The sequence below is a fragment of the Truepera sp. genome (genome assembly GCA_032027045.1).
Taxonomy (GTDB): Bacteria; Deinococcota; Deinococci; order Deinococcales; family Trueperaceae; genus JAAYYF01.
In genome coordinates this window covers 1,161,552-1,179,504 of sequence record JAVSMU010000001.1, presented here as the reverse complement: position 1 = coordinate 1,179,504, position 17,953 = coordinate 1,161,552, and the positions used below count along the sequence as shown (strand labels likewise).

Here is a 17,953-nt window from a genome sequence, read left to right as displayed (position 1 = left end):
CCGAAGGGCTACTGGGTGCGGCGCGAGCGCGCGCGAACGGCTCATGCCGGCGCGTCCGAAGGGGCCACCGATGGCCGATCGGCTCGACGTACAAGACGCCGAACTGAGCGCCGCGCTGCGCGCGCTACGTAGGGCGCTCAAGGCGTCCGCCGACGATGAGTTCACCCTCCTGCTGGCGGTGGGTTCCGACACCGCCGGCGACGTGCAGGTCTTCGAGGCCGGCCGGCCGCCGGTTGCCGCCCGACCGCTCCTCGAGATACCGTCCGACCTGACCGCTTTCAGCTTCACGGCGGCGCTCGAGAGCGCCCATCCTTTCGATCGCATTGGCCTGCCCGGCGTTCAGGACAAGGTGTCTGGGCGGATGATCAACTTACCTGCCGCGCGGCGCGGCGAGCCCCTCATCCGACCCTGCCGTATGGTGACAACACCTTGGCGCTGGAGCTCGGCGGTAGCAAAGAACGGTTCTCGCGCCACAAGCTTCGCAGCTTCGCCGCTCACAGCGGATTGCCGCCGGCCCTGTCCGAGAGGGTTATCGACCAGTTGCTAGCCCGAACCCATAAGCCCCTCACGCCTGAAAACCTGGCCGCGCTGCCGTTCACCGGCAGCAGACTGCGAGACCTGACGAGGGGTCTCGCATACCGACGCCGGCAACTAGCCGCGTAGTTCTCGAACAGAGTGAGGTAGTCAAGTGAGCAGCTTCAAGACCATCCACCATCACCACCACCACTTCGGCTGGGACAACTCGCTGGAGCCCGCCCTCACCGTCGAGCCGGGCGCCGAACTCGAGCTCCGGACCATCGACTCCTCGGGCGACCAGTTGAACGAGCGCTCCACGGCAGCCGACGTCGGCGTGCTCGATTTCGAGAGGGTCAACCCGGTCACGGGCCCCATCTACGTCGCGGGCGCCGTTCCGGGCGACGCGGTGGAGATCGAGATCGTGGACTTCGACGAGAGCGGCTGGGGCTGGACCGGCATCATCCCCGGCTTCGGGCTGCTGGCCGACGAGTTCAGCGAGCCCTTCATCAACATCTCGCGCTACGACGCCAAGAGGGTGGTGTTCCAACCCGGCATCGAACTCCCCACCCGGCCGTTCCCCGGCACCATCGGCCTGGCGCTGGCCGAGGCCGGCCACCACTCGGTGGTGCCCCCACGCGCGCAGGGCGGCAACCTCGACGTGCGCGACCTCACGCGGGGCACCAAGCTGTGGCTGCCCGTCGCCGTTCCCGGCGCCTTGCTATCGATCGGCGACACGCACGCGGCGCAGGGCGACGGCGAGGTATGCGGCACTGCGGTGGAAACGGCCATGACCGTGCGCGTGCGCGTGAACCTGAAGAAGGGCGCGGGCTTTACCAACCCCCGCTACGAGGTGGCTGCCGGCGCGGCCGGCGAGCCGATGCCCAAGGGCTTCTACGCCACGACGGGCGTGGCGCCCGACCTGCTGGACGCCACCAAGGACGCGATCCGCGCCATGATCGACCACCTGGGCAGGGAGTACGGCCTGGAGCCGAACCTCGCCTACGCGCTCTGCAGCGTGGCCGTGAGATTACGCATCAGCGAGGTGGTAGACATGCCCAACTGGGTCGTGTCGGCGGTGCTGCCGAGGCACATCTTCGCGTGAGGCGCGCCACCCCGGGCCTTCGCCTCACCAGCGGTTGATCCCGGCCAAGCCCCCGAACTCCTCGTTCAGGCGCTCCTCCGCGGGGCCCTCGGCGAACTCGAGGACGGTTCCGGTGTCGCGCACCAGTTTAGGCAGGACCTCGAGGAGGTTCACCTCGGAGACGTCGGCGCCGGGCTCCAGCAGCCTGAGTTCCTCGGCGCTCGACGCCACCCGGCCGCTCTTGGTGAGGTACACATTGGGCAACTCGGACCACGGGACCATCAGCGTGTGAAGGCGGCGCTCCTGCAGTAGCGTCAGCGTCTCCTGCTTCCCCCACACGCCCGACTCGCGGATGCGGTCGAGCAAGGCAAGCTCGTGCTCCACCTCCGTCTTGGCTATGAGGTCCGCAACGTGCGGCTGCCACTCGTGCGCCGCGGCGTCGGGGTTGGAGGGCGGCGGCAGCGTCCCGGCAACGAGCTCCTTCATGCCGGACGGCATCGCGCCCTCGAAGGCTGCGATCGCGGGTGGTTGGCCGACCAGGATGAGGCGTCCGATGCGACCATCCCTGATCACCTTCTCTAGGTCCGGAAGCAGGCCACGGTACAGGCGCGCGGTGGCCTCGGCCATGCGGCGGTCGAAGCTGTCGACGTCCGCGCCCCCGCGTGCCGCCACGCCCGCACCTATACCCGGGCTGCGTCGCGCGTGGCGGTAGGAGACCCAGTCCTCGGTGTCGGCAGTGCGCGCGAAGTCGGCCAGCTCGTCGGCCTGCCCCAGGAACGCCTCGAACACCCGCACGCGGTCGGCGGCAACGTATACGACGCCGTAACGCTCCCGCTGATCGAGTTCGAATAGCAGCGGGGCGATCAGCGGCCGGCCCCAGTGCGCCAGAACGCCGTCGGTCGCCCCAAGGAACGGCAGCGCCGTCTGCAGGTAGTAGGCGTCGAAGGTCTCGTCGGGGTCCTCGCCCGCGAAGATGACGAGGGTACGACCCTCGGCGCGCGAGTACTCACGGTTCAGCTTGTCGCTCAGCTGGTTGATGTAGCCCTTGTCGAGGTCAAGTCCGCGCATGGCCTCTGCCACGCGCAGGAGGAAAGCCTTCCTGACGTTATCGGGGTTGGCCCGGTAAACGTCGATGTAAAGCGAAAGAACCGGCTCCGTGCGCGGTTCGATGTTGTCGAGCAGGGCCAGTTTAAGGGTGCTGCCTATCATGGTCGTACCTCCGTCAGCCCGCACTTGCTGCCTTGAACGATACCACGGGTGCGCCACAACCCGGGTGGTCATTTGACTTGAGTTCTGCTTAGGTCTAAGTAGTGCGCCTCATAATCCTATGCACTTTGCCATCCGGGCCCATTGTCTTTTCTCGCACAGGGCCGAACTTGACTAATCGAACCTCACCACCGACAGTATGTAATGCCATTCGACCTACCGCGCCCTCGTCCCCAGCGTGTCACGCTCGAGGGGCGTTACGTGCGCCTAGAGCCGCTCAGCCACGAGCTCCACTACGACTCGTTACTGGCGGCCTGCACTGCCCCCGGCGCGGCAGAGCGCTTCCGCTACCTGTTCGAGGGGCCGCAGGGGCCTGCGGAGCTGACGACCTGGTTCAGGCGCGTACAGGGGCTCGAAGACCCGCTCTTCTATGCCGTGATCGACCGCGCCAGCGGCCGCTGCGAGGGTCGCCAGGCCCTCATGCGGATCGTGCCGGAGCATGGGGTCATCGAGCTGAGCAGCATCTTCTGGGGCGCCGCCATCGCACGGACCCGCGTGGCCACCGAGGCGCTCTACCTGAGCGCCTCCTACGTGTTCGACGAACTGGGCTACCGCCGCTTCGAGTGGAAGTGCGACGCCCTCAACCAGCCCAGCCGGCGCGCCGCCCTGCGGTTCGGGTTCCAGTTCGAGAGTGTGTTCCGCCAACACATGGTGGTGAAGGGCCTCAACCGCGACACCGCCTGGTTCGCCATGCTGGACGGCGACTGGCCGCGACTGAGAGCGGGCTACCAGGCCTGGTTGGCGCCCGAGAACTTCGGCCCGGACGGCCGCCAGAGGCGGCGGTTGGGCGAGGTGCTGGCGGGGGACTGAGCCGGCTGGGGGCGTGAACCCGTGGGACCGGGGGCGTGAGCCGGTGGGACCGGAGGAGTGAGCCGGTGGGACCGGAGGAGTGAGCCGGTGGGACCGGGGGCGTGAGCTCGCGGAACCGGGTGCGTGGGCCGGTCGGACCGGGGCCGCTACCGCGCACGGCCGGCGTGTCGGCGCACCGCGCCCTCGGCGTGTCAGTGCGCCTCGCCCTCGGCCGCCTTGACCCGCGCCTCCCTCTCCCCCGCGTCACTCCTCAGCCGCCACGGCCACCACACCGCGCCGCCGAGGTCGTAGAGCAGGCCGGGCACCAGCAGCGAGCGCACGACGAAGGTGTCCAGCAGCACCCCGAACGAGACGATGAACGCGATCTGCGCCATGAAGATGATGGGCAGCACGGCGAGCGCCGCGAAGGTGGCGGCCAACACCACCCCCGCCGACGTGATCACGTTGCCGGTGAGGCGCAGCCCGCGCAGCACCCCCTCGCGGCTGCCGTGCGCCAGCGCCTCCTCGCGGATGCGGCTGGAAAGGAAGATGTTGTAGTCGATGCCAAGGGCCACGAGGAACACGAAGCCGAAGAGCGGCACGCTCGGGTCGGCGCCCGGGAAGTGGAAGATGTGGTTGAAGACGAGCGCCGAGACCCCGAGCGTGGCGAGGTACGAGATGACGGTCGAGGCCACGAGCAGCACGGGCGCCAGTATCGACCTGAGCAGCAGCACAAGGACGACCGTGATGACGAGCAGCACGATGGGGATGATCTTGAAGAGGTCGCTGCGCGCCGTGTCGCGCGTGTCTAAGTTCGCCGCGCTGCCGCCGCCCACCAGCGCGCCGGGGTCCTCGGCCCTCACCGCCGTGCGCAGCGTCCGCACCGTGTCGAGCGCTTCCTCGCTGTCCTCCGAGTACGACAGGGTGGCCTGCAACTCTACCCAGCTGCGCCCGTCGACGGTCACCACTGCGGGCTTGGCGGACTCACCGGGCCGCGTCGGGGCGCCCGAGCCGGCCGCGCGCGGCGTAACGCTCTCGACGCCGGGCACCTCGGCAACGGCCGCCATCACGGCGTCCGATTCCTCCGGGCTGGTCATGACTATGACCGGGGTACCCGAGCCCGCTACGAAGTACTCGGCGCGCACGTTCTCGCCCGAGCGCGCCTCCGAGGCGCCCAGAATGAAGTCGTTCTGCGAGATGCCGCTGGCGCGGAACTGCGGCACGAACAGCGCCAACACGACGAGGACCGCGAGCGTGGCGCCCCAGAGCACGCGCGGCCGGTTGGCCACCGCCCGGCCGATGCCGTCCCAGAAGCCCACCCCGTGGCTGGGGGCGGCATGGTAGCGCGGTGCACTCGGGAAGAACGCGCGGCGGCCCAGGAGCGCCAACAGCGCCGGCAACAGCGTGAGGGCCGACAACAGGGCGAAGACGATGCCCGAGGCCGCCACCGGCCCCACCGCCTTGTTGGAGTTGAGGTCGGAGAAAAGCAGGCACAACAGGCCCGCGATGACGGTGCCGCCCGAGGCAAGCACCGGCTCCACGCTGCCGAGCCAAGCCACCCTCAACGCCTTCAGCGAGCTCTCGTTCTCGAGCAGGGCCTCGCGGTAGCGGGCGGTGAGCAGCAGCGAGTAGTCGGTGGCGGCGCCGATGACCAGGATGAACAAGATCCCCTGCGCCTGGGCGTCCAGTTTGATGACGCCCGCCTGGGCCATGTAGAAGACGGCCACGATGGCGCCCGCCAACGCCGCTATCGCGCTGAACAGCACCACGAACGGCAGCACCGGGCTGCGGTAAACGACTATCAGGATGAGCAGCACCGCCAGCACCGCGACCAGCAGCAAGATCCCGTCGATGCCCGAGAACGCGTCGCGGATGTCCGCCAGCTGCCCGGCCGGCCCGGTCACGTACGCCTCGACGTTCCCCACCTGCTCGCGGTTGAGGGCGCGGATGCGCTCCACCGCGTCGCCGGGGTCACCACCCAGGAGCACGAAGGCCTGCAGGGCGTAGGGCTCGCCGGCCGCGTTGCGGTCCGCCGACGGGATGAGCGGCGAGGTCTGCTGCACCCCTTCGAGCTTCGCGATGGCCGCGAGTTGGTCCCGCAATTTCGCCTGCGTCTCCGGGCTGAGGCCGTCCGGCGAGTGGTAGACGAGGATGGCGGGAGGGTTCGAGTCCTGCGCGAACGCCTGCTGCAACTCGGTAACGCGCGTGGATTCCGCCGTGGCGGGAAGGAAGCTGGTGGCCGACTGCGTGGTCACCTCCGACAGCCGCCCGAAGTACGGCCCGCCGAGGCCGGCAACGACCAACCAGGCGACGAGGACTAAGGCGGCGACGATCTTCGAGAGGGTTGAGGACATGCTGGCACGTTCCTTCCGCCGCACGCCTTCTGCTCCGGCCAGGGCGTCGCGACGCAGGAGTGTAGCACCCCTGACGCACCTTGGAAGCGGAGGGCGCACGTCGGGTCGGTCCGGCGATAGGAGCCTCGTCGTACCTCCGCGCTTCGTGTATGCCAGTAGCTTCGTCAGAGGCGCTCGACGCCTTTTCAACGCCGATTACGGCAAGCTCGTCAGCGCCACGTTCGGGCAACTTCATCAGGACCCCGTAGCGGCACCCGGATCAGCGCCGCATACCTGCACCTCCGCCGCCAAGGCAGAAGTCGCCCCTAAGACCCGTGAAGTCGGCGCGCAGGCGCGGCGTGACCGCCGTAAGCGGCCTCAACTCCCCCGCCGCACTCACGTTGCTCCCGCCGAAGCCGGCCACCTCACGCAGCAACTTGGCGAGGCCAGCGGCGTCGGGATGCTCGAGCCACAACGCCGTCAAGCGCAGGCCGGCCCTCAGGGCCGCCGACGGGTGGGCCGAGCCACGCCAATCGATGAAGAACGGGAAGTGGCCACCGTAGGGGTGGCCGGTGACGAAGGTCAGCGTCCACTCGAGCAGTGAGCCGTCGGGGCGCACACGAGAGCCCGGCGACTCCGTCGCCTCCAGGCCCACCGCTCGTGCGCGAGCACACAGGGCGCCAAGATCGTCGACCCGAGCGCAGTAGGTGTGCAGGGCCGGCCCGTCCAGGTAGGCGATGGCGTCCGCGAACGCGCCGGACGGCGAGGCGGGGTCGGGCGCCATCAGTTCGAGGTAACGGTCGGCGTCCAGGCCGAGCAGCGCGTTGTGCGTGCCGAAGCCCTCGTGGCGCCCGCCGCCGGCGGGCGCAAGGCCGCTCAGCTGCTCGAGTTGCTGCTTGAGGGTCGGGAGGTCGGGGCCGGCGAAGAGCAGGTGGTCGATGGCTGTGGGCATGGGCCGATTATGTGCCTGCCGGTGGACGGGGTCCCTAACCCCCACTTAACCGAGCAGGCGCAACTTGGTGTCAAGGAGGAACACCATGTCGCCACGCACCTTGATAATCGCCATCCTCAGCGCCGCTGCCGCGTTCGCCGCCGGCTACGCACTGCTGGATTCCATGCAGCCTTCGCAGGCAGTCGACCCGGGGCTCGTCTCCGCGGTCGGTGGAACGGCGCTGCCCCTGCCCACCGGACCCGACGGCACCCTGACCATCTCCCCCGACGCCTACGCCGGCATCTACGGAGACGGCTACGTCGACGACTACGCCTATTACGAAGACGATGACGATGACGACCACGATGACGACGAGCACGACAAGGACCACGACGAGAAGCGCGACAAGGACCACGATAAGGACCACGACAAGAAGGAGTCGAAGGACCGCAAGTCCAAGCACGACGACGATGACGACCATCACGACGACCACGAGAACCGGACCGAAGTGGGTTCCTTGGTCCAGGGCCTGATCACGACGATCGCGAACTTCCGGAGTGCCGAATGACGCCGGGCGAGGCCAAACCCACGGCCGCGCCGGTCCGGCCCAAGCCCGGGCGGCGCCCCAAGTTCGACAAGGCCGCCTCGACCACCTGGCTGCTCGCCGCCCTGATCGGCGTGGGCGCGGGCGCCACTTGGCAACTGCTGCGCGCGCAGGCGAGCCCTGTACAGGCCGCGTCGCCCACCCAGTTGGTGGTGGTGGACACGTCCGGTCGAGTGATGGCCGTCTATCCGAGCCTGGCGCTCAACTCCGCGTCACAAGCCCAACTCGGGACCCGTGTGACCTTGGCGCCGGGCAGATCGCGTTCGGCGAAGGCGTCGACGCGCGCCTCATGACCGACCAGCAGACGGCAAGATCCTACCGGCGCCTCCCTGGAGTCCACCCTCGCGCCACGACCGGCTCCAAAACCAGCTTGAGTTTCAACGCCATGGGGACCACGGTCGTCATCGAGGCACAAGGGCATTACGGGCCGGCACGCGAGATGGCCGCCGAGCTGCGCCGCCTGGAGACAGGCTTGACGCGCTTTCACGAGTCGCCCGTCACGCAACTCAACCGCGCCGGCAAGCTGAGCGACCCGGAGCCCGTGCTCCTCGAGGCGCTGGCGTGGGCCGTGGAGGCCTGCAGGCTGTCGGATGGCCTGGTGACGCCGCTCATCGGCCGACTGTTGGAGTGGCACGGTTACCGCCAGAGCTGGACGGAGGGTGCCGGCCGGGGCGCCGGTTGGGAGCAGGGGCAGGGCGAACAGCCGGCCGTACCCGGCATCAGCCAGTTGCGGCTTTCGCCGAGCGAGGTAGTGCTCCCGGCGGGCGCCGCCATCGACCTCGGCGGCACCGCCAAGGGCTGGGCGGTGGAGCGCGTCGCCGCTGGTCGCCACGACGTGATCATCGACGCCGGTGGGGACGTGCTCGTCGACTCGCGACAGGCAACGGAGGTGAACTTGCTGGGAGGCGCCGAGGAGTGGCATCTCACGCTCCCACCGGGCAGGTGGGGAGTGGCCACCTCCAGCGTGGCTCGGCGCGCCTGGCGCGGCGCCCATCACCTCATCGACCCGCGCACCGGCAGGCCGAGCGAATCGCCTTGGGTGCAGGCCACCGTGGTAGGCCGCTCGCTCAAACGCGCGGAAGTAGCTACCAAGTTGCTGCTCTTCGGGGCCCCGGTGCCCGCCGCCCTGCAGGTGGAAAGGGCGTGGGTGGTCGACCGCGCCGGTGACGTCTTCGAACAAGATGTGAGAGGAGTAGCGCATGGCGCTGCCAGTAGTTTCGTACCCGCAAGTTAACCGTTACCTCCTGTGGGGGCCCGTGGTGGCCCTGGGCGCCTTCTGGCTGCTGGCGTACGCCGGCCTGGCGCCGAGCGCCTGGGTGTGGGCGTTCCTGCGCCTGACGGGAGTGATCGGCTACCTGCTGCTGGCGTTGAGCGTGGCCTCGGGTGCGTTGCTGTCGGCGCGGTTCACGCCGCCGCCTTGGCTCGCCAAGCCGCTGCAGTACGGCTGGCACGGCCTCACCGCCGGAAGTGGGCTGGTGTTGGTGGCCGTCCACGTGGCGTTGTCGTTGGTAGGAACCACTCACTCCCAGCCGCTGGTCGGCGTGCTGGTGCCGGGCATGGCCACCTTCTCGCCCTTCGCCATGGGGCTCGGAACGGTGGCGAGCTACTTCATGCTGGCGCCGTTCCTCACCTTCGCGTGGCGCCGCAAGCTGCCCGCTAAGTGGGTCAAGCTGCTCCACCTTCTGGCCTACCCCGCCTTCGTGGCCGGCACCCTGCACGGCGTGCTGGTGGGCAGCGACCGCCTGGGTTGGGCCTACCTCGGCGCCGTCACCCTGGTGGCCTTCACGTTCGCCATCCGCATGGTGGAGGGGCGCCGCGCGCCCGCCAAGGCGCCGTAGACTTGAAGCAGGAGGCGCGCGCATGAGGCTCCTGCTCGTCGAGGACGACCCGCGGATCGCCGCTCCCTTGCTCACTGCGCTCGAGGAGGCCGGCCACCACGTGACGTGGAACTCCGACGGCCACTCCGGCCTGGAGAGCGCCAGGGCCGGCGATTTCGACGCGATGATCCTCGACGTCATGCTGCCGGGCCTGGACGGCTTCGAGCTGGGCCGCACCCTGCGGGAGGAGGGCGTCACCACGCCCATCGTGTTCCTCACCGCTAGGGGCGCCCTGGCCGACCGCGTGGCCGGCCTGGACCTTGGTGGCGACGCCTACCTGGTGAAGCCGTTCGCGCTGGCGGAGCTGCAGGCCACGCTGCGGGCGCTGGTGAGACGCAGCCTGGAGCGCGCCACCGACGACGTGAGCTTCGCCGGAGGCCGCGGCACGCTGGAGGCGAAGGCGCGCCGCGTCTTCTGGGACGGTGACGAGGTTGGCCTCACGGGCAGGGAGTACGACCTGCTGGAGGCGCTGTTGCGGGCCCCGCAGCGCTGGTTCACGCGGCAGGAACTGCTCGACCGGGTGTGGGGCCCCGACTTCTTCGGCGAGCCCCGGGTGGTGGACGTCTACGTGCGCTACTTGCGCCAGAAGCTGGCGGACTCCGCCGTGGAGAGCGCCCGCGGCAGAGGGTACCGGGTGTCGTGAAGCGCTACTTCAGCCGGCCCAGCCTTCACCGCAGGCTGGCACTCATACTGGTGGTGCAGACGGTGGCGGTGCTGCTGCTCACGGCGCTGGCGCTGTTCCTGGTGCTGCGCAGCTTCCTCAAGGAGAGCGAGGAGCGGCGCCTCGAGACCCTCGTCGAACGCGTCAGCGTCCACGTACCCGACGAGAAGCACGAGGCCCTCGCACTCAAGAGCGACTTCCCGAGCGACGTCCACGTGAGGCTGCTGCAGCAGGGCGAGGTGGTGGCCGCCACGCCCGACTTCCCCAACGTGCCGCTGGACGCACCCACCGGTTACTCCATCGTGGGCCTGCACCAGGTCCTCAGCCGCGAGGTGCGCGAGGACGGCCAGCGCTTCGTGCTGCAACTGGCGGGCGACGCGGGCGGGGTGCGCGTGGCGCTGAGGGCCTACCTGTCGGCGCTGGCCGTCATCGTGCCGCTTGCCGCGCTGGTGGTGGCGGCCCTCAGCAACCTGGTGGCGGGCAACATGCTTGCGCCCGTCAGGCAACTGGAGCGCGCCGCTGCCGGCCTGTCGGGATCGCGCGAGCTGCGCACGCCGTTGCCGGGCGTGGCGGCCGGCGACGAGCTCGGGCGCCTGGCGCGCACCCTGCAAGCCACCTTCACGCGCCTGGCCGACGGCATGGACCGGGAGGTCGACTTCCTGAGGGCGGCAGCGCACGACCTCCGCTCGCCCCTCACCGCCCTGAGGACGCGCATCGAGGGCGCCCTCGCGCGGCCGCGAGCGCCGGACGCTTACCGCGCCACGTTGGTCGAGTTGCAGCAAGACGTGGAGAACATGCGCAGCCTGGTCGATCACCTGCTGCTGCTGGCGCAAGATCACGCGCCCACCAAGCTGGTGGAAGTCGACCTGCCGGCGCTGGCGAACGCCGCGGTAGACGCGGCGCGCGAAGCGCGACCGGGGGCCCTCCTCACCGCCGACCTTGCCCCCGACACGCCGCCGGTGCGCGGCGACCCGTTGCTGCTGACGCAGCTCCTCACCAACCTGCTCGAGAACGCCGCCTACCACGGCGGCGGCGCCCCCACCGAGCTGGCATGCTGGCGCGGTCCGGGCGGCGGCGCCGTGCTCCGGGTGAGTGACTCGGGCCCCGGCGTGGCCGCGGCAGAGGTGGCGCGGCTGGGCGAGCCCTTTTACCGTCCCGACCCGGCGCGCGGCCGCGCGGCGCCCTCCGGCCACCAGGGCAGCGGGTTGGGCTTGGCGATCGTCAAGCGGGTGGTGGAGTGGCACGGCGCCGCCTGGCGGATCGAGAGTGCGCCCGGCGAGGGCTTCAGCGTGACGGTGGAGTTCCTGCCGGCGTGACGTGCCGGGCCCGGCTCCACGGGCGCCCAACCGGCGCTTACGGTTCGGCCGCGGGGATTCCTCTCCTCGCCTCGAGGCGCTTCATGCGGTGGGCGGCCACGTGGCCGGCTGCGTGCCGCTCCCGCGTACTTGTCGGTGGTGCCTGCCGACCTGTTGGCATCTGAACGTGTACGGCGTGACCATGTAGTCGACGCTGCCTGGGCTGTCATTGCGTGGTTCATCCTGAAATGAGAAACCGGGGCCTACTGTCGCAGGCCCCGGTAAGCGTGAGAAGGGAATGTTACGGCGTAGACGTAGCCGCCAGTGCCGCGTCCGCGGTGGCGAGACCGGCGCCGGTGGCGTCGGTCCCCCAGCAGACATCTTCCGTTGCACCCGTGGGTCCGGTGATCGTGCGGCAGCCGGCAGCCAGAGGGATGGCCGAGCCCTCGAGGATGGTCTCGACCTCAGCTTGCGTCAGGCTCCCGTTCTTCTCCATCATCAGCGCCGCGATGCCGGCGACGTGGGGGCTCGCCATGCTGGTGCCACCCAAGTAGTAGTAACTGGGCGTGTTGCCGCTGTTCAGCTTGTACGGACCGACGATCCAAGAGCCCGGCGCGGCCACATCGAGATCCTGCCCCGCGAGTTCGCGGCTCGAGAAGTCGGTGATGTAGAAGTCTTCCGGGTCCGTGGGGTCAGGAACGTCTTTCTTGTACCACCAGCTCGCTTGCGTCCACTCCCCGACCCAACCAGAGGCGGCAACCGAAATGACCGGCGGGTAGGCGCCGGGGTAGCCCATGCCCGCCTCACCGCTGTTGCCCGCCGAGGCGACGATGATGACGCCCTGCTCGATGGCATAGTCGATGGCTGCTTGCTCCATGGCGTCCAGCGCCGGGCCACCCAGGCTCATGTTGATGACGACTGGCGAATCCTTGAGGGGTCCTGCCTTGAGATCGCCAACGTACTCGATACCTGCCGCCACCACCGACGACCAGCCCGAGCCGTTCTGGTTCAGCACCTTGACCGGGATGACGGTCGCCATGGGTGCCGTGCCGTTGATCGGCGTGCCGAGCCGACTGAAGCCCAGGATGGTGCTGGTCACGTGGGTGCCGTGGCTGTTCGTGTCGTGCTCCCACTTGTTGGGCTGCTCGGAGACCTTGCCGCGTTCCCCACCACCACCGCCGAACGATTTGGCGTACTCCACGGCAATGCGCTCTTGAGGGAAGAACTGCCGCCAGCTGTCCACCAGGCCGGTGTCCACCACGGCGACATAGACTCCAGAGCCCGCGAACTCGACTTGGCGATCGAGAGTGCCAAAGTCGGTTACGTTGATCGCGTCCTGGTCCCAAGTGCTCAAACCGTTCGTGAAGTCGGTGGCGGCCACCGTGTCGATGGGTGCGGCGTAGCGCTCGGCGTCGGGGTTGGCCGCGGCGACGAAGGGCAGCGCCCGGATTGCCGGGAGCTGGTCGGCCTTGGCATTCATGGTGACGCCGTCGATGGCCTCGAGCACGTCGCGCACCTGCCCGTAGCGCCCGAGTTCGGCCAGCACCTGCGGGCTGGCGTCGGTGTTGAGGAGCACGTTGAGGCGCAGGTTCCCCTTGCTGGCCTGCGCCTCGAGCGCCCCGCTCTCCTGTACCGAGTTGCACGCCGCCAGCACCAGGGCCAGCACCGCTCCGAGGACCAAGCTTACTCGAGCCTTGTTCATCTTCCCTCCCATTGTGGTGGCTGGCGAGGGCGCAGTTGGCTGTAGCCCCCATGCATCCACCTGAGTTGTGAAGAAGATTACTCTACCATGAGCAGTATGAGGGTGACAGCCGGCGTATACACCCCCGATTGGACTTCTACAGCGGTCCCGGCGGTCGTTCCCTAGTCCAGGGCACCCGCGGGGGCTCCACCATCGAGTCTCGAGAATGTCATCGGCCCCACGCCTGAACGGGTGGGGCCGATGACAACTGCCGATCGAGCCTGGCGACTAGGGCGTGTTCACGCTAACGGAGTTGGTCGGTGATGAAGGCGCTGAACATCAGGTCGGTCTTGTCGTAGCGGGTGAAGACGCGTCGGAAGCGTTTGATGCGGCCCAAGAGGCGCTCGATCTCGTTGCGGCGCTTGTACAACTCGGTGTCGTACTCCCATGGGTCTCGCCGCGTTTGCAGCGGTGGCACCACCGGCTCGAAGCCCAGCGACTGCGCCAGGTAGCGCGTCTCGTTGCCCTCGTAGGCGCGGTCCATGATGAGCGGGATCTGCAAGTTGTCGACCCCGAGGCTCTGGAGCAGTTCACGTCCGATGGGCGCGTCGTGCGCCTGGCCGGGGCTCAGGCAGAAGCCGAGGACCTGCTTGAGGCCCGCGGCAACCAGATGAACCTTGGTGTTGAGCCCGCCGCGGCTGCGGCCGATGGCTTGAGGCCCCCCTTTTTCAGGGCCCCCGTCCCGTCCGGGTGCACCTTGATGCTGGTGCTGTCGAGGCTGACGACCTCGATCCTGACGCGCAGGAGCTGGAGCATCTGGAGCTCCTCAAACACGCGGTCGAGGACACCGGCCTTCGCCCACCGACTCATGCGCGTGTAGACCGTGTGCCAGCGACCGTAGCGTGCGGGCAACCCGCGCCAGGTGCAGCCGTTCACCGCGACATAAAGGATCGCGTTCAGGAGCGTAAGGTTATCGATGCGCACGTTGCCGCGCTGCACCGGCAAGAGATGCTCGATCAGGGCGAACTGCTCGCGAGTAAGCTGCATGACACACACTACCACATATAGTGTGAACACGCCCTAGTAGAGCTGCTCCCTCTGCCCGAAACTGAAGACCGACACGCCCTTCACGCCGTCTTGCATGACCGTCGGGAAGTATGGCGGCTCGATCCCCATGGACATGCGCCGGTCGTAGGTAAAGGCGCGCGAGTAACCGCTGGATTGGTTCCCGGAGCCGGCGTTGAAGGTTCCGAATGCACCGTAGTAATACTCGATTATTCCGCCGAGGAGGTTGACCGAGCCGCGCACGCCCCCGTTGGAGTAGTCCTCGACCTGGACCCGGCCGCGGCTCGTCATCAACACGCCATGGACGGTCACGTCGTATGGCGCGTTGTCGCGCGTCTTGCTGTTGTTATGGCCGAAGTTGATATTACCCGTCTGGGTGTAGACGCCCAGTACGTTGGCGGCGTCCAGGTCGTCACACTCTGCCGGCACGACGACACCATCTACGCGCTTCGGGGTTCCCGTGCATGGGGGCCTCTCGTACTTCAGATCACCCGTAATCGTGACGTTGTCGTCGACCGCCAGGGTGAGCTGCGCGAAAGATGCCAGCGCGGGAGGCGCATTTCGGGGATCGTTGCTGTTCGAGGGTACGCGCGCAGGCCCCGTGAAGTGATCGACGCTCCCCTGTGTGTAGAGGACGCCATTGAAGTTGGCGCGTACGGTGGTCCACGTGTAGTTCGGGCCGTTACCGCTGCGCCTCTCGAGCAGACCGCTGTCGTCGTAGCGGTATGTTGTGCAGCTGGAGTCTTTCTTGCTCGTGCAGGCTTGGATGAACTGGTGGGTGGCGGGAGGCTGGAACTCGCCCGAGGCGTCCCTTGTGGGCGACTCACCGGCGCTGTTGGCTGCCCAAAGAGTCAGGCTGTCGAGGCTGCTTCCGAACATCAGTCCGGCAGTGTTGGCTGCTGCCTCCTGGTCCTGGTTGTTGGCAGGCAGCGGCACGTAGGCCGCTTCCCAGGCCACGCCGCCCGTGAGTTCCGGAGCGTGGGTGCCGTAGACGTTCCGGTAGCTGGGGTTGGTGGCGGACGGGCTCATGTTGGCGGACGAGATAAGCCCCTCGTCGTAGAACTCGGCACCACGCAGGCCGTACTTAGCGCAGCGGTCGGCTCGGACGTCGTCACAGCCGGCGCTGGTGACCGGGCCGCCGAACCACGGGCGGTCGTAGAAGCGGAAGTAGTTGTTGGTGTGCACGGGACCGTCGAACAGTGTGCGGTCCGTGAACCAGATGTCGTTGCCGTTGGGGCCCGTCGTGTGGACGTTGGTGAAGAGCGCGTACTTGGCGAAGGAGGCGCGACCGACCTCGAAGCGGTACTCGCCTTGCGCCACCACGTTTCGGTTGTAGGTGCCAACGCTGCCTTCGGCGACGAGCACGAACGGGAGGGCGTAGACCTGCTCCGCCCCCGATCCCTTGCCGCGAGGAATGCCGGAAACGAAGCGTCCTGCCGGCAGTTGCACGCTGGCTGGGAGGGCCACGCCACAGGCGCTATCGGTGAAGTAGACACGGAACCAGGCCGTTCCGGCCCCGGTAAGCGGGATGGCCTGATTACATAGTGCAGCGTCTACACTCGTCTGCAGCTTACGAGCCACGCTGGAGCTTCCTGTAGTCAGGGCAGTGGCAACGCTAGACGCGTCGGGTGCCGTACTGCTCGCGTTCCCGGTGCCGAACGACCAGCGGTTCGTGGTGCTGGAGTCTGCCTCGACGATGTTCTCGAGCTCGGCCCTCACGGCGCCCTGCATGACCGCGCCACCCATGTTGGCTGCGCCACGCGCAAGGAGCAGGGTCTGGATGATGGCCGCGTCATCGCCGCTATGCTTGATCTCATTGACGGTCCGCGCGAACATGAGCGTGCCGATCCCTACCACCACGACCATCAGGAGGAGGGCGTAGAGCATGGCTACTCCGCGTCGACTTCTTAAGGTATGCATGGCACCACCCTGTCAATCCTGAAGCTCGGGTTAGAGGCCATTTCGACCTGACCCGTGTACGACCTGCTCACGCTGTGACCAGCGCCGCTCGGCTCGGTCGCGCTCACGGTCAGCTGGATCCGGGCTAGGCTCACGTTCTCGCCGGCAACGTTGCCGCGCTTGACCGGGTTGCCGTTGGCATCCGCGTAGGGCGCGGAGAGCACACGGCTGGTGCCGTCATCGAGGAGATAGATGTACTCGAGTTCCACCCCATCGAGCGAGAAGGCCATCGGCACCTCGGCGCCGCCTCCACTCGTTTGGTTGAGGGTGCCGGTGGCGGCGTCGAAACTCATCCCGAGCGAAGTCACCAGCATGATCAGCGTGGAGTTGGGCGTGTAATCGATGGTGTTCGCGCAAGCGTTGTGCACCACTCGATAGGTGGCGCTCCCTGGCCCTTTGGTGGCGGCTACGTTCGTTACCTGCAGCACGGTAGCGTCGCCATTGCCGTTTATCAGCATGATCTGCTGACCGTTAAGCGCCGCCGTCACCTCCGCCGCACCGCCAGGCGCGATGATCTCGAAGTTGACGGAGGCCGGGAAGCCGCTACCCTGGTCGTGGGGCAAGACCTGGTAGCCTGCGCCGCCGTCGAGCAGGAGGAACGAGATGCTGGAGTTGTCCGAGGCATAGGGCTGGTTGCTCACGCCGCCGAGGACGGCGCTACGCAGTTCCTGGGTGAACACCTCGACCACTCGCCGCAGTTTGGCTTGAGCGCTGGTGGCAGCCTCATTCACCCCCTGCACCCTAAGGGCACTGATGACGCCCGACGTAGCGATCATGGCCACGATGCCGAAGATGAACAACGCTACCAGCGTCTCGATGAGGGTCATGCCCTGGTGTCTTGCTTGCTTGTTCATACGCAGGGCCTCCTAGTTGACACCGGGCAGCGGGGGTGTCGAGCCGGTCGAGCTTGCGGAAGAGCTGAGGGTGGTGCCCGTCACGCAGCTCTCTCCGTCCGGGGCCTCGAAGCAAACCAAAACGTCGTACTGCTGCAATGTGGCGCCTGCCACCGTAGAGGTGCCTACCGCCGAGACGTCTACCCGGTAACGGTCAACATCTGCCATTCCCGTAGCGCCTCCGATGTCGGGAAACGCCGCGGCGAGCTGCTCGTAGCCCCAAGAGAGGGTGTCACCGCTAGCCGGCTGGAGCGCTGAGTCCCCGCCTACGATGCGCCGCCCGAAGTAATTGAGCACCTGCGCGGCTTGGGTGCGCGTGCCGGCAGTGGTCGTGTGCCTCAGGTTACGCAGCACCGCAGTAGTGAAGACTGCCCCGATTATGGCAAGGACGGCGAGGGCGAGGATGACCTCGAGCAGGGTGAGGCCCTGCGATCGCCTCGCCGCGAACCGCCGGCGCTGGTAAACACTCACGGACATCAGCCCCCTCACCTTAGGCGCACCTCTCCGATCAGCGAGACCTCAACGTCCCTGGCCCTGCCATTGGAGGTGATCGTCAAAGGATCCGGTAACGCCGCCAGGCTGGCCTCGTCGACCTTACCCGGGGGCGTGAACTCGAGGAGGGTCGTGCCGCTGGGCACGTTGATACTGGCGGCAGCGGGCAGCTCGAACGTCCTGATGACGGCACCGCTGGACTGGTTCATGACGTCGAGGGTCGACCCGGTATAGGTGAGCTGTGTACGCACCCCCCGCGACGCCGCCATGGTGGCCCCCTGCCAAACGCTTTGCTGCACGGTCCGGAACGCGGCTTCTTCGGCCTGCGCCCGCACCAGCGGGCGGCCGGACATTACTGCTATGCCCGCCACTATTCCTATGATGGCGGCGACCACCAGCAGCTCCAGGAGGGTGAACCCGGAGCTACCAGCGTTGCGGAGCGTATGTGCTCTAGGTCGCATTTGGCAGCAGCATAGCAGCGGGGTGTCACGGGGGTCTTACAAGCTTCCT

General features: G+C 67.8%; 18 protein-coding genes. 9 read left to right on the top strand and 9 right to left on the bottom strand.

The genetic code is table 11. The features are described 5' to 3' along the window. Positions 1–70 precede the first annotated feature (70 nt). Both ROY82_05380 and ROY82_05375 read left to right on the top strand, forming a co-directional pair. Positions 71–547, top strand: coding sequence for a hypothetical protein (locus ROY82_05380; GenBank protein ID MDT3681898.1), 477 nt, complete (start codon positions 71–73; stop codon positions 545–547). A gap of 141 nt (positions 548–688) precedes the next feature. Continuing rightward, the gene (locus tag ROY82_05375) at positions 689–1,618 is read left to right on the top strand and encodes an acetamidase/formamidase family protein (protein MDT3681897.1); all 930 of its coding nucleotides are present in this window, start codon (positions 689–691) and stop codon (positions 1,616–1,618) included. Between the two features lie 24 nt (positions 1,619–1,642). Here the strand turns inward: ROY82_05375 and ROY82_05370 are convergent, their stop codons facing one another. Then, a complete protein-coding gene (locus ROY82_05370; GenBank protein ID MDT3681896.1) occupies positions 1,643–2,806 on the bottom strand; it encodes a VLRF1 family aeRF1-type release factor in 1,164 nt (387 codons plus the stop codon). A 201-nt stretch (positions 2,807–3,007) separates the two neighbouring features. On the opposite strand from ROY82_05370, the gene ROY82_05365 reads away from it, so the two are divergent. Further along, positions 3,008–3,673 carry a GNAT family protein gene (locus ROY82_05365; protein MDT3681895.1) on the top strand — a complete coding sequence of 222 codons (666 nt, stop codon included), beginning with the start codon at positions 3,008–3,010 and terminating at the stop codon, positions 3,671–3,673. A gap of 191 nt (positions 3,674–3,864) precedes the next feature. Here ROY82_05365 and ROY82_05360 read toward each other — a convergent pair whose 3' ends face one another. Next, positions 3,865–6,006, bottom strand: coding sequence for an efflux RND transporter permease subunit (locus ROY82_05360; protein ID MDT3681894.1), 2,142 nt, complete (start codon positions 6,004–6,006; stop codon positions 3,865–3,867). A gap of 259 nt (positions 6,007–6,265) precedes the next feature. Then, a complete protein-coding gene (locus tag ROY82_05355) occupies positions 6,266–6,937 on the bottom strand; it encodes a VOC family protein (protein MDT3681893.1) in 672 nt (223 codons plus the stop codon). An 85-nt stretch (positions 6,938–7,022) separates the two neighbouring features. Between ROY82_05355 and ROY82_05350 the strand changes: the two genes are divergently transcribed. The 6 genes from ROY82_05350 to ROY82_05325 all read left to right on the top strand — a co-directional run bounded on the left by ROY82_05350 (position 7,023) and on the right by ROY82_05325 (position 11,374). Next, complete coding sequence (locus tag ROY82_05350) at positions 7,023–7,484, top strand: hypothetical protein (GenBank protein ID MDT3681892.1); 462 nt, start codon at positions 7,023–7,025, stop codon at positions 7,482–7,484. Then, positions 7,481–7,813, top strand: coding sequence for a hypothetical protein (locus ROY82_05345; protein MDT3681891.1), 333 nt, complete (start codon positions 7,481–7,483; stop codon positions 7,811–7,813). Before ROY82_05350 ends, ROY82_05345 begins: the two co-directional genes overlap by 4 nt. A 92-nt stretch (positions 7,814–7,905) precedes the next feature. Then, positions 7,906–8,754 (top strand): FAD:protein FMN transferase, encoded by an 849-nt coding sequence (locus ROY82_05340; protein MDT3681890.1) that lies wholly within the window; start codon positions 7,906–7,908, stop codon positions 8,752–8,754. Next, a complete protein-coding gene (locus tag ROY82_05335; protein MDT3681889.1) occupies positions 8,720–9,358 on the top strand; it encodes a hypothetical protein in 639 nt (212 codons plus the stop codon). The genes ROY82_05340 and ROY82_05335 overlap by 35 nt, the downstream gene beginning before the upstream one ends. Before the next feature lie 22 nt (positions 9,359–9,380). After that, positions 9,381–10,040: a response regulator transcription factor gene (locus tag ROY82_05330; protein ID MDT3681888.1), complete on the top strand. Its 660-nt coding sequence runs from the start codon at positions 9,381–9,383 to the stop codon at positions 10,038–10,040. Continuing rightward, positions 10,037–11,374 carry a HAMP domain-containing sensor histidine kinase gene (locus ROY82_05325; protein ID MDT3681887.1) on the top strand — a complete coding sequence of 446 codons (1,338 nt, stop codon included), beginning with the start codon at positions 10,037–10,039 and terminating at the stop codon, positions 11,372–11,374. Before ROY82_05330 ends, ROY82_05325 begins: the two co-directional genes overlap by 4 nt. A 280-nt stretch (positions 11,375–11,654) precedes the next feature. Here the strand turns inward: ROY82_05325 and ROY82_05320 are convergent, their stop codons facing one another. The 6 genes from ROY82_05320 to ROY82_05295 form a co-directional block, all read right to left on the bottom strand. Further along, complete coding sequence (locus tag ROY82_05320) at positions 11,655–13,055, bottom strand: S8 family serine peptidase (protein ID MDT3681886.1); 1,401 nt, start codon at positions 13,053–13,055, stop codon at positions 11,655–11,657. A 283-nt stretch (positions 13,056–13,338) separates the two neighbouring features. Next, positions 13,339–14,081, bottom strand: a protein-coding gene (locus ROY82_05315; protein MDT3681885.1) for an IS5 family transposase whose coding sequence is annotated in 2 segments (ribosomal slippage) — positions 13,339–13,757 and positions 13,757–14,081 — 744 coding nt in all. Because the reading frame shifts where the segments join, the coding sequence is not laid out codon by codon here. Positions 14,082–14,114: 33 nt separating this feature from the next. Beyond that, on the bottom strand, positions 14,115–15,986 hold the full coding sequence (locus ROY82_05310) for a DUF4900 domain-containing protein (protein MDT3681884.1): 1,872 nt from the start codon (positions 15,984–15,986) through the stop codon (positions 14,115–14,117). Between the two features lie 20 nt (positions 15,987–16,006). Beyond that, positions 16,007–16,912, bottom strand: coding sequence for a prepilin-type N-terminal cleavage/methylation domain-containing protein (locus ROY82_05305; protein ID MDT3681883.1), 906 nt, complete (start codon positions 16,910–16,912; stop codon positions 16,007–16,009). 12 nt (positions 16,913–16,924) lie between these two features. Beyond that, positions 16,925–17,428, bottom strand: a complete 504-nt coding sequence (locus tag ROY82_05300; GenBank protein MDT3681882.1) for a prepilin-type N-terminal cleavage/methylation domain-containing protein — start codon at positions 17,426–17,428, stop codon at positions 16,925–16,927. Between the two features lie 8 nt (positions 17,429–17,436). Next, positions 17,437–17,904, bottom strand: a complete 468-nt coding sequence (locus tag ROY82_05295) for a type II secretion system protein (GenBank protein MDT3681881.1) — start codon at positions 17,902–17,904, stop codon at positions 17,437–17,439. Positions 17,905–17,953 lie beyond the last annotated feature (49 nt).

Bases quoted from the DNA above. Each gene is read 5' to 3' on its own strand.
- ROY82_05360 (MDT3681894.1), bottom strand. From the start codon at position 6,006: ATGTCCTCAACCCTCTCGAAGATCGTCGCCGCCTTAGTCCTCGTCGCC.
- ROY82_05345 (MDT3681891.1), top strand. From the start codon at position 7,481: ATGACGCCGGGCGAGGCCAAACCCACGGCCGCGCCGGTCCGGCCCAAG.
- ROY82_05295 (MDT3681881.1), bottom strand. From the start codon at position 17,904: ATGCGACCTAGAGCACATACGCTCCGCAACGCTGGTAGCTCCGGGTTC.
- ROY82_05340 (MDT3681890.1), top strand. From the start codon at position 7,906: ATGGGGACCACGGTCGTCATCGAGGCACAAGGGCATTACGGGCCGGCA.
- ROY82_05380 (MDT3681898.1), top strand. From the start codon at position 71: ATGGCCGATCGGCTCGACGTACAAGACGCCGAACTGAGCGCCGCGCTG.
- ROY82_05350 (MDT3681892.1), top strand. From the start codon at position 7,023: ATGTCGCCACGCACCTTGATAATCGCCATCCTCAGCGCCGCTGCCGCG.
- ROY82_05355 (MDT3681893.1), bottom strand. From the start codon at position 6,937: ATGCCCACAGCCATCGACCACCTGCTCTTCGCCGGCCCCGACCTCCCG.
- ROY82_05330 (MDT3681888.1), top strand. From the start codon at position 9,381: ATGAGGCTCCTGCTCGTCGAGGACGACCCGCGGATCGCCGCTCCCTTG.
- ROY82_05305 (MDT3681883.1), bottom strand. From the start codon at position 16,912: ATGAACAAGCAAGCAAGACACCAGGGCATGACCCTCATCGAGACGCTG.
- ROY82_05300 (MDT3681882.1), bottom strand. From the start codon at position 17,428: ATGTCCGTGAGTGTTTACCAGCGCCGGCGGTTCGCGGCGAGGCGATCG.
- ROY82_05320 (MDT3681886.1), bottom strand. From the start codon at position 13,055: ATGAACAAGGCTCGAGTAAGCTTGGTCCTCGGAGCGGTGCTGGCCCTG.
- ROY82_05335 (MDT3681889.1), top strand. From the start codon at position 8,720: ATGGCGCTGCCAGTAGTTTCGTACCCGCAAGTTAACCGTTACCTCCTG.
- ROY82_05310 (MDT3681884.1), bottom strand. From the start codon at position 15,986: ATGCTCTACGCCCTCCTCCTGATGGTCGTGGTGGTAGGGATCGGCACG.
- ROY82_05370 (MDT3681896.1), bottom strand. From the start codon at position 2,806: ATGATAGGCAGCACCCTTAAACTGGCCCTGCTCGACAACATCGAACCG.
- ROY82_05365 (MDT3681895.1), top strand. From the start codon at position 3,008: ATGCCATTCGACCTACCGCGCCCTCGTCCCCAGCGTGTCACGCTCGAG.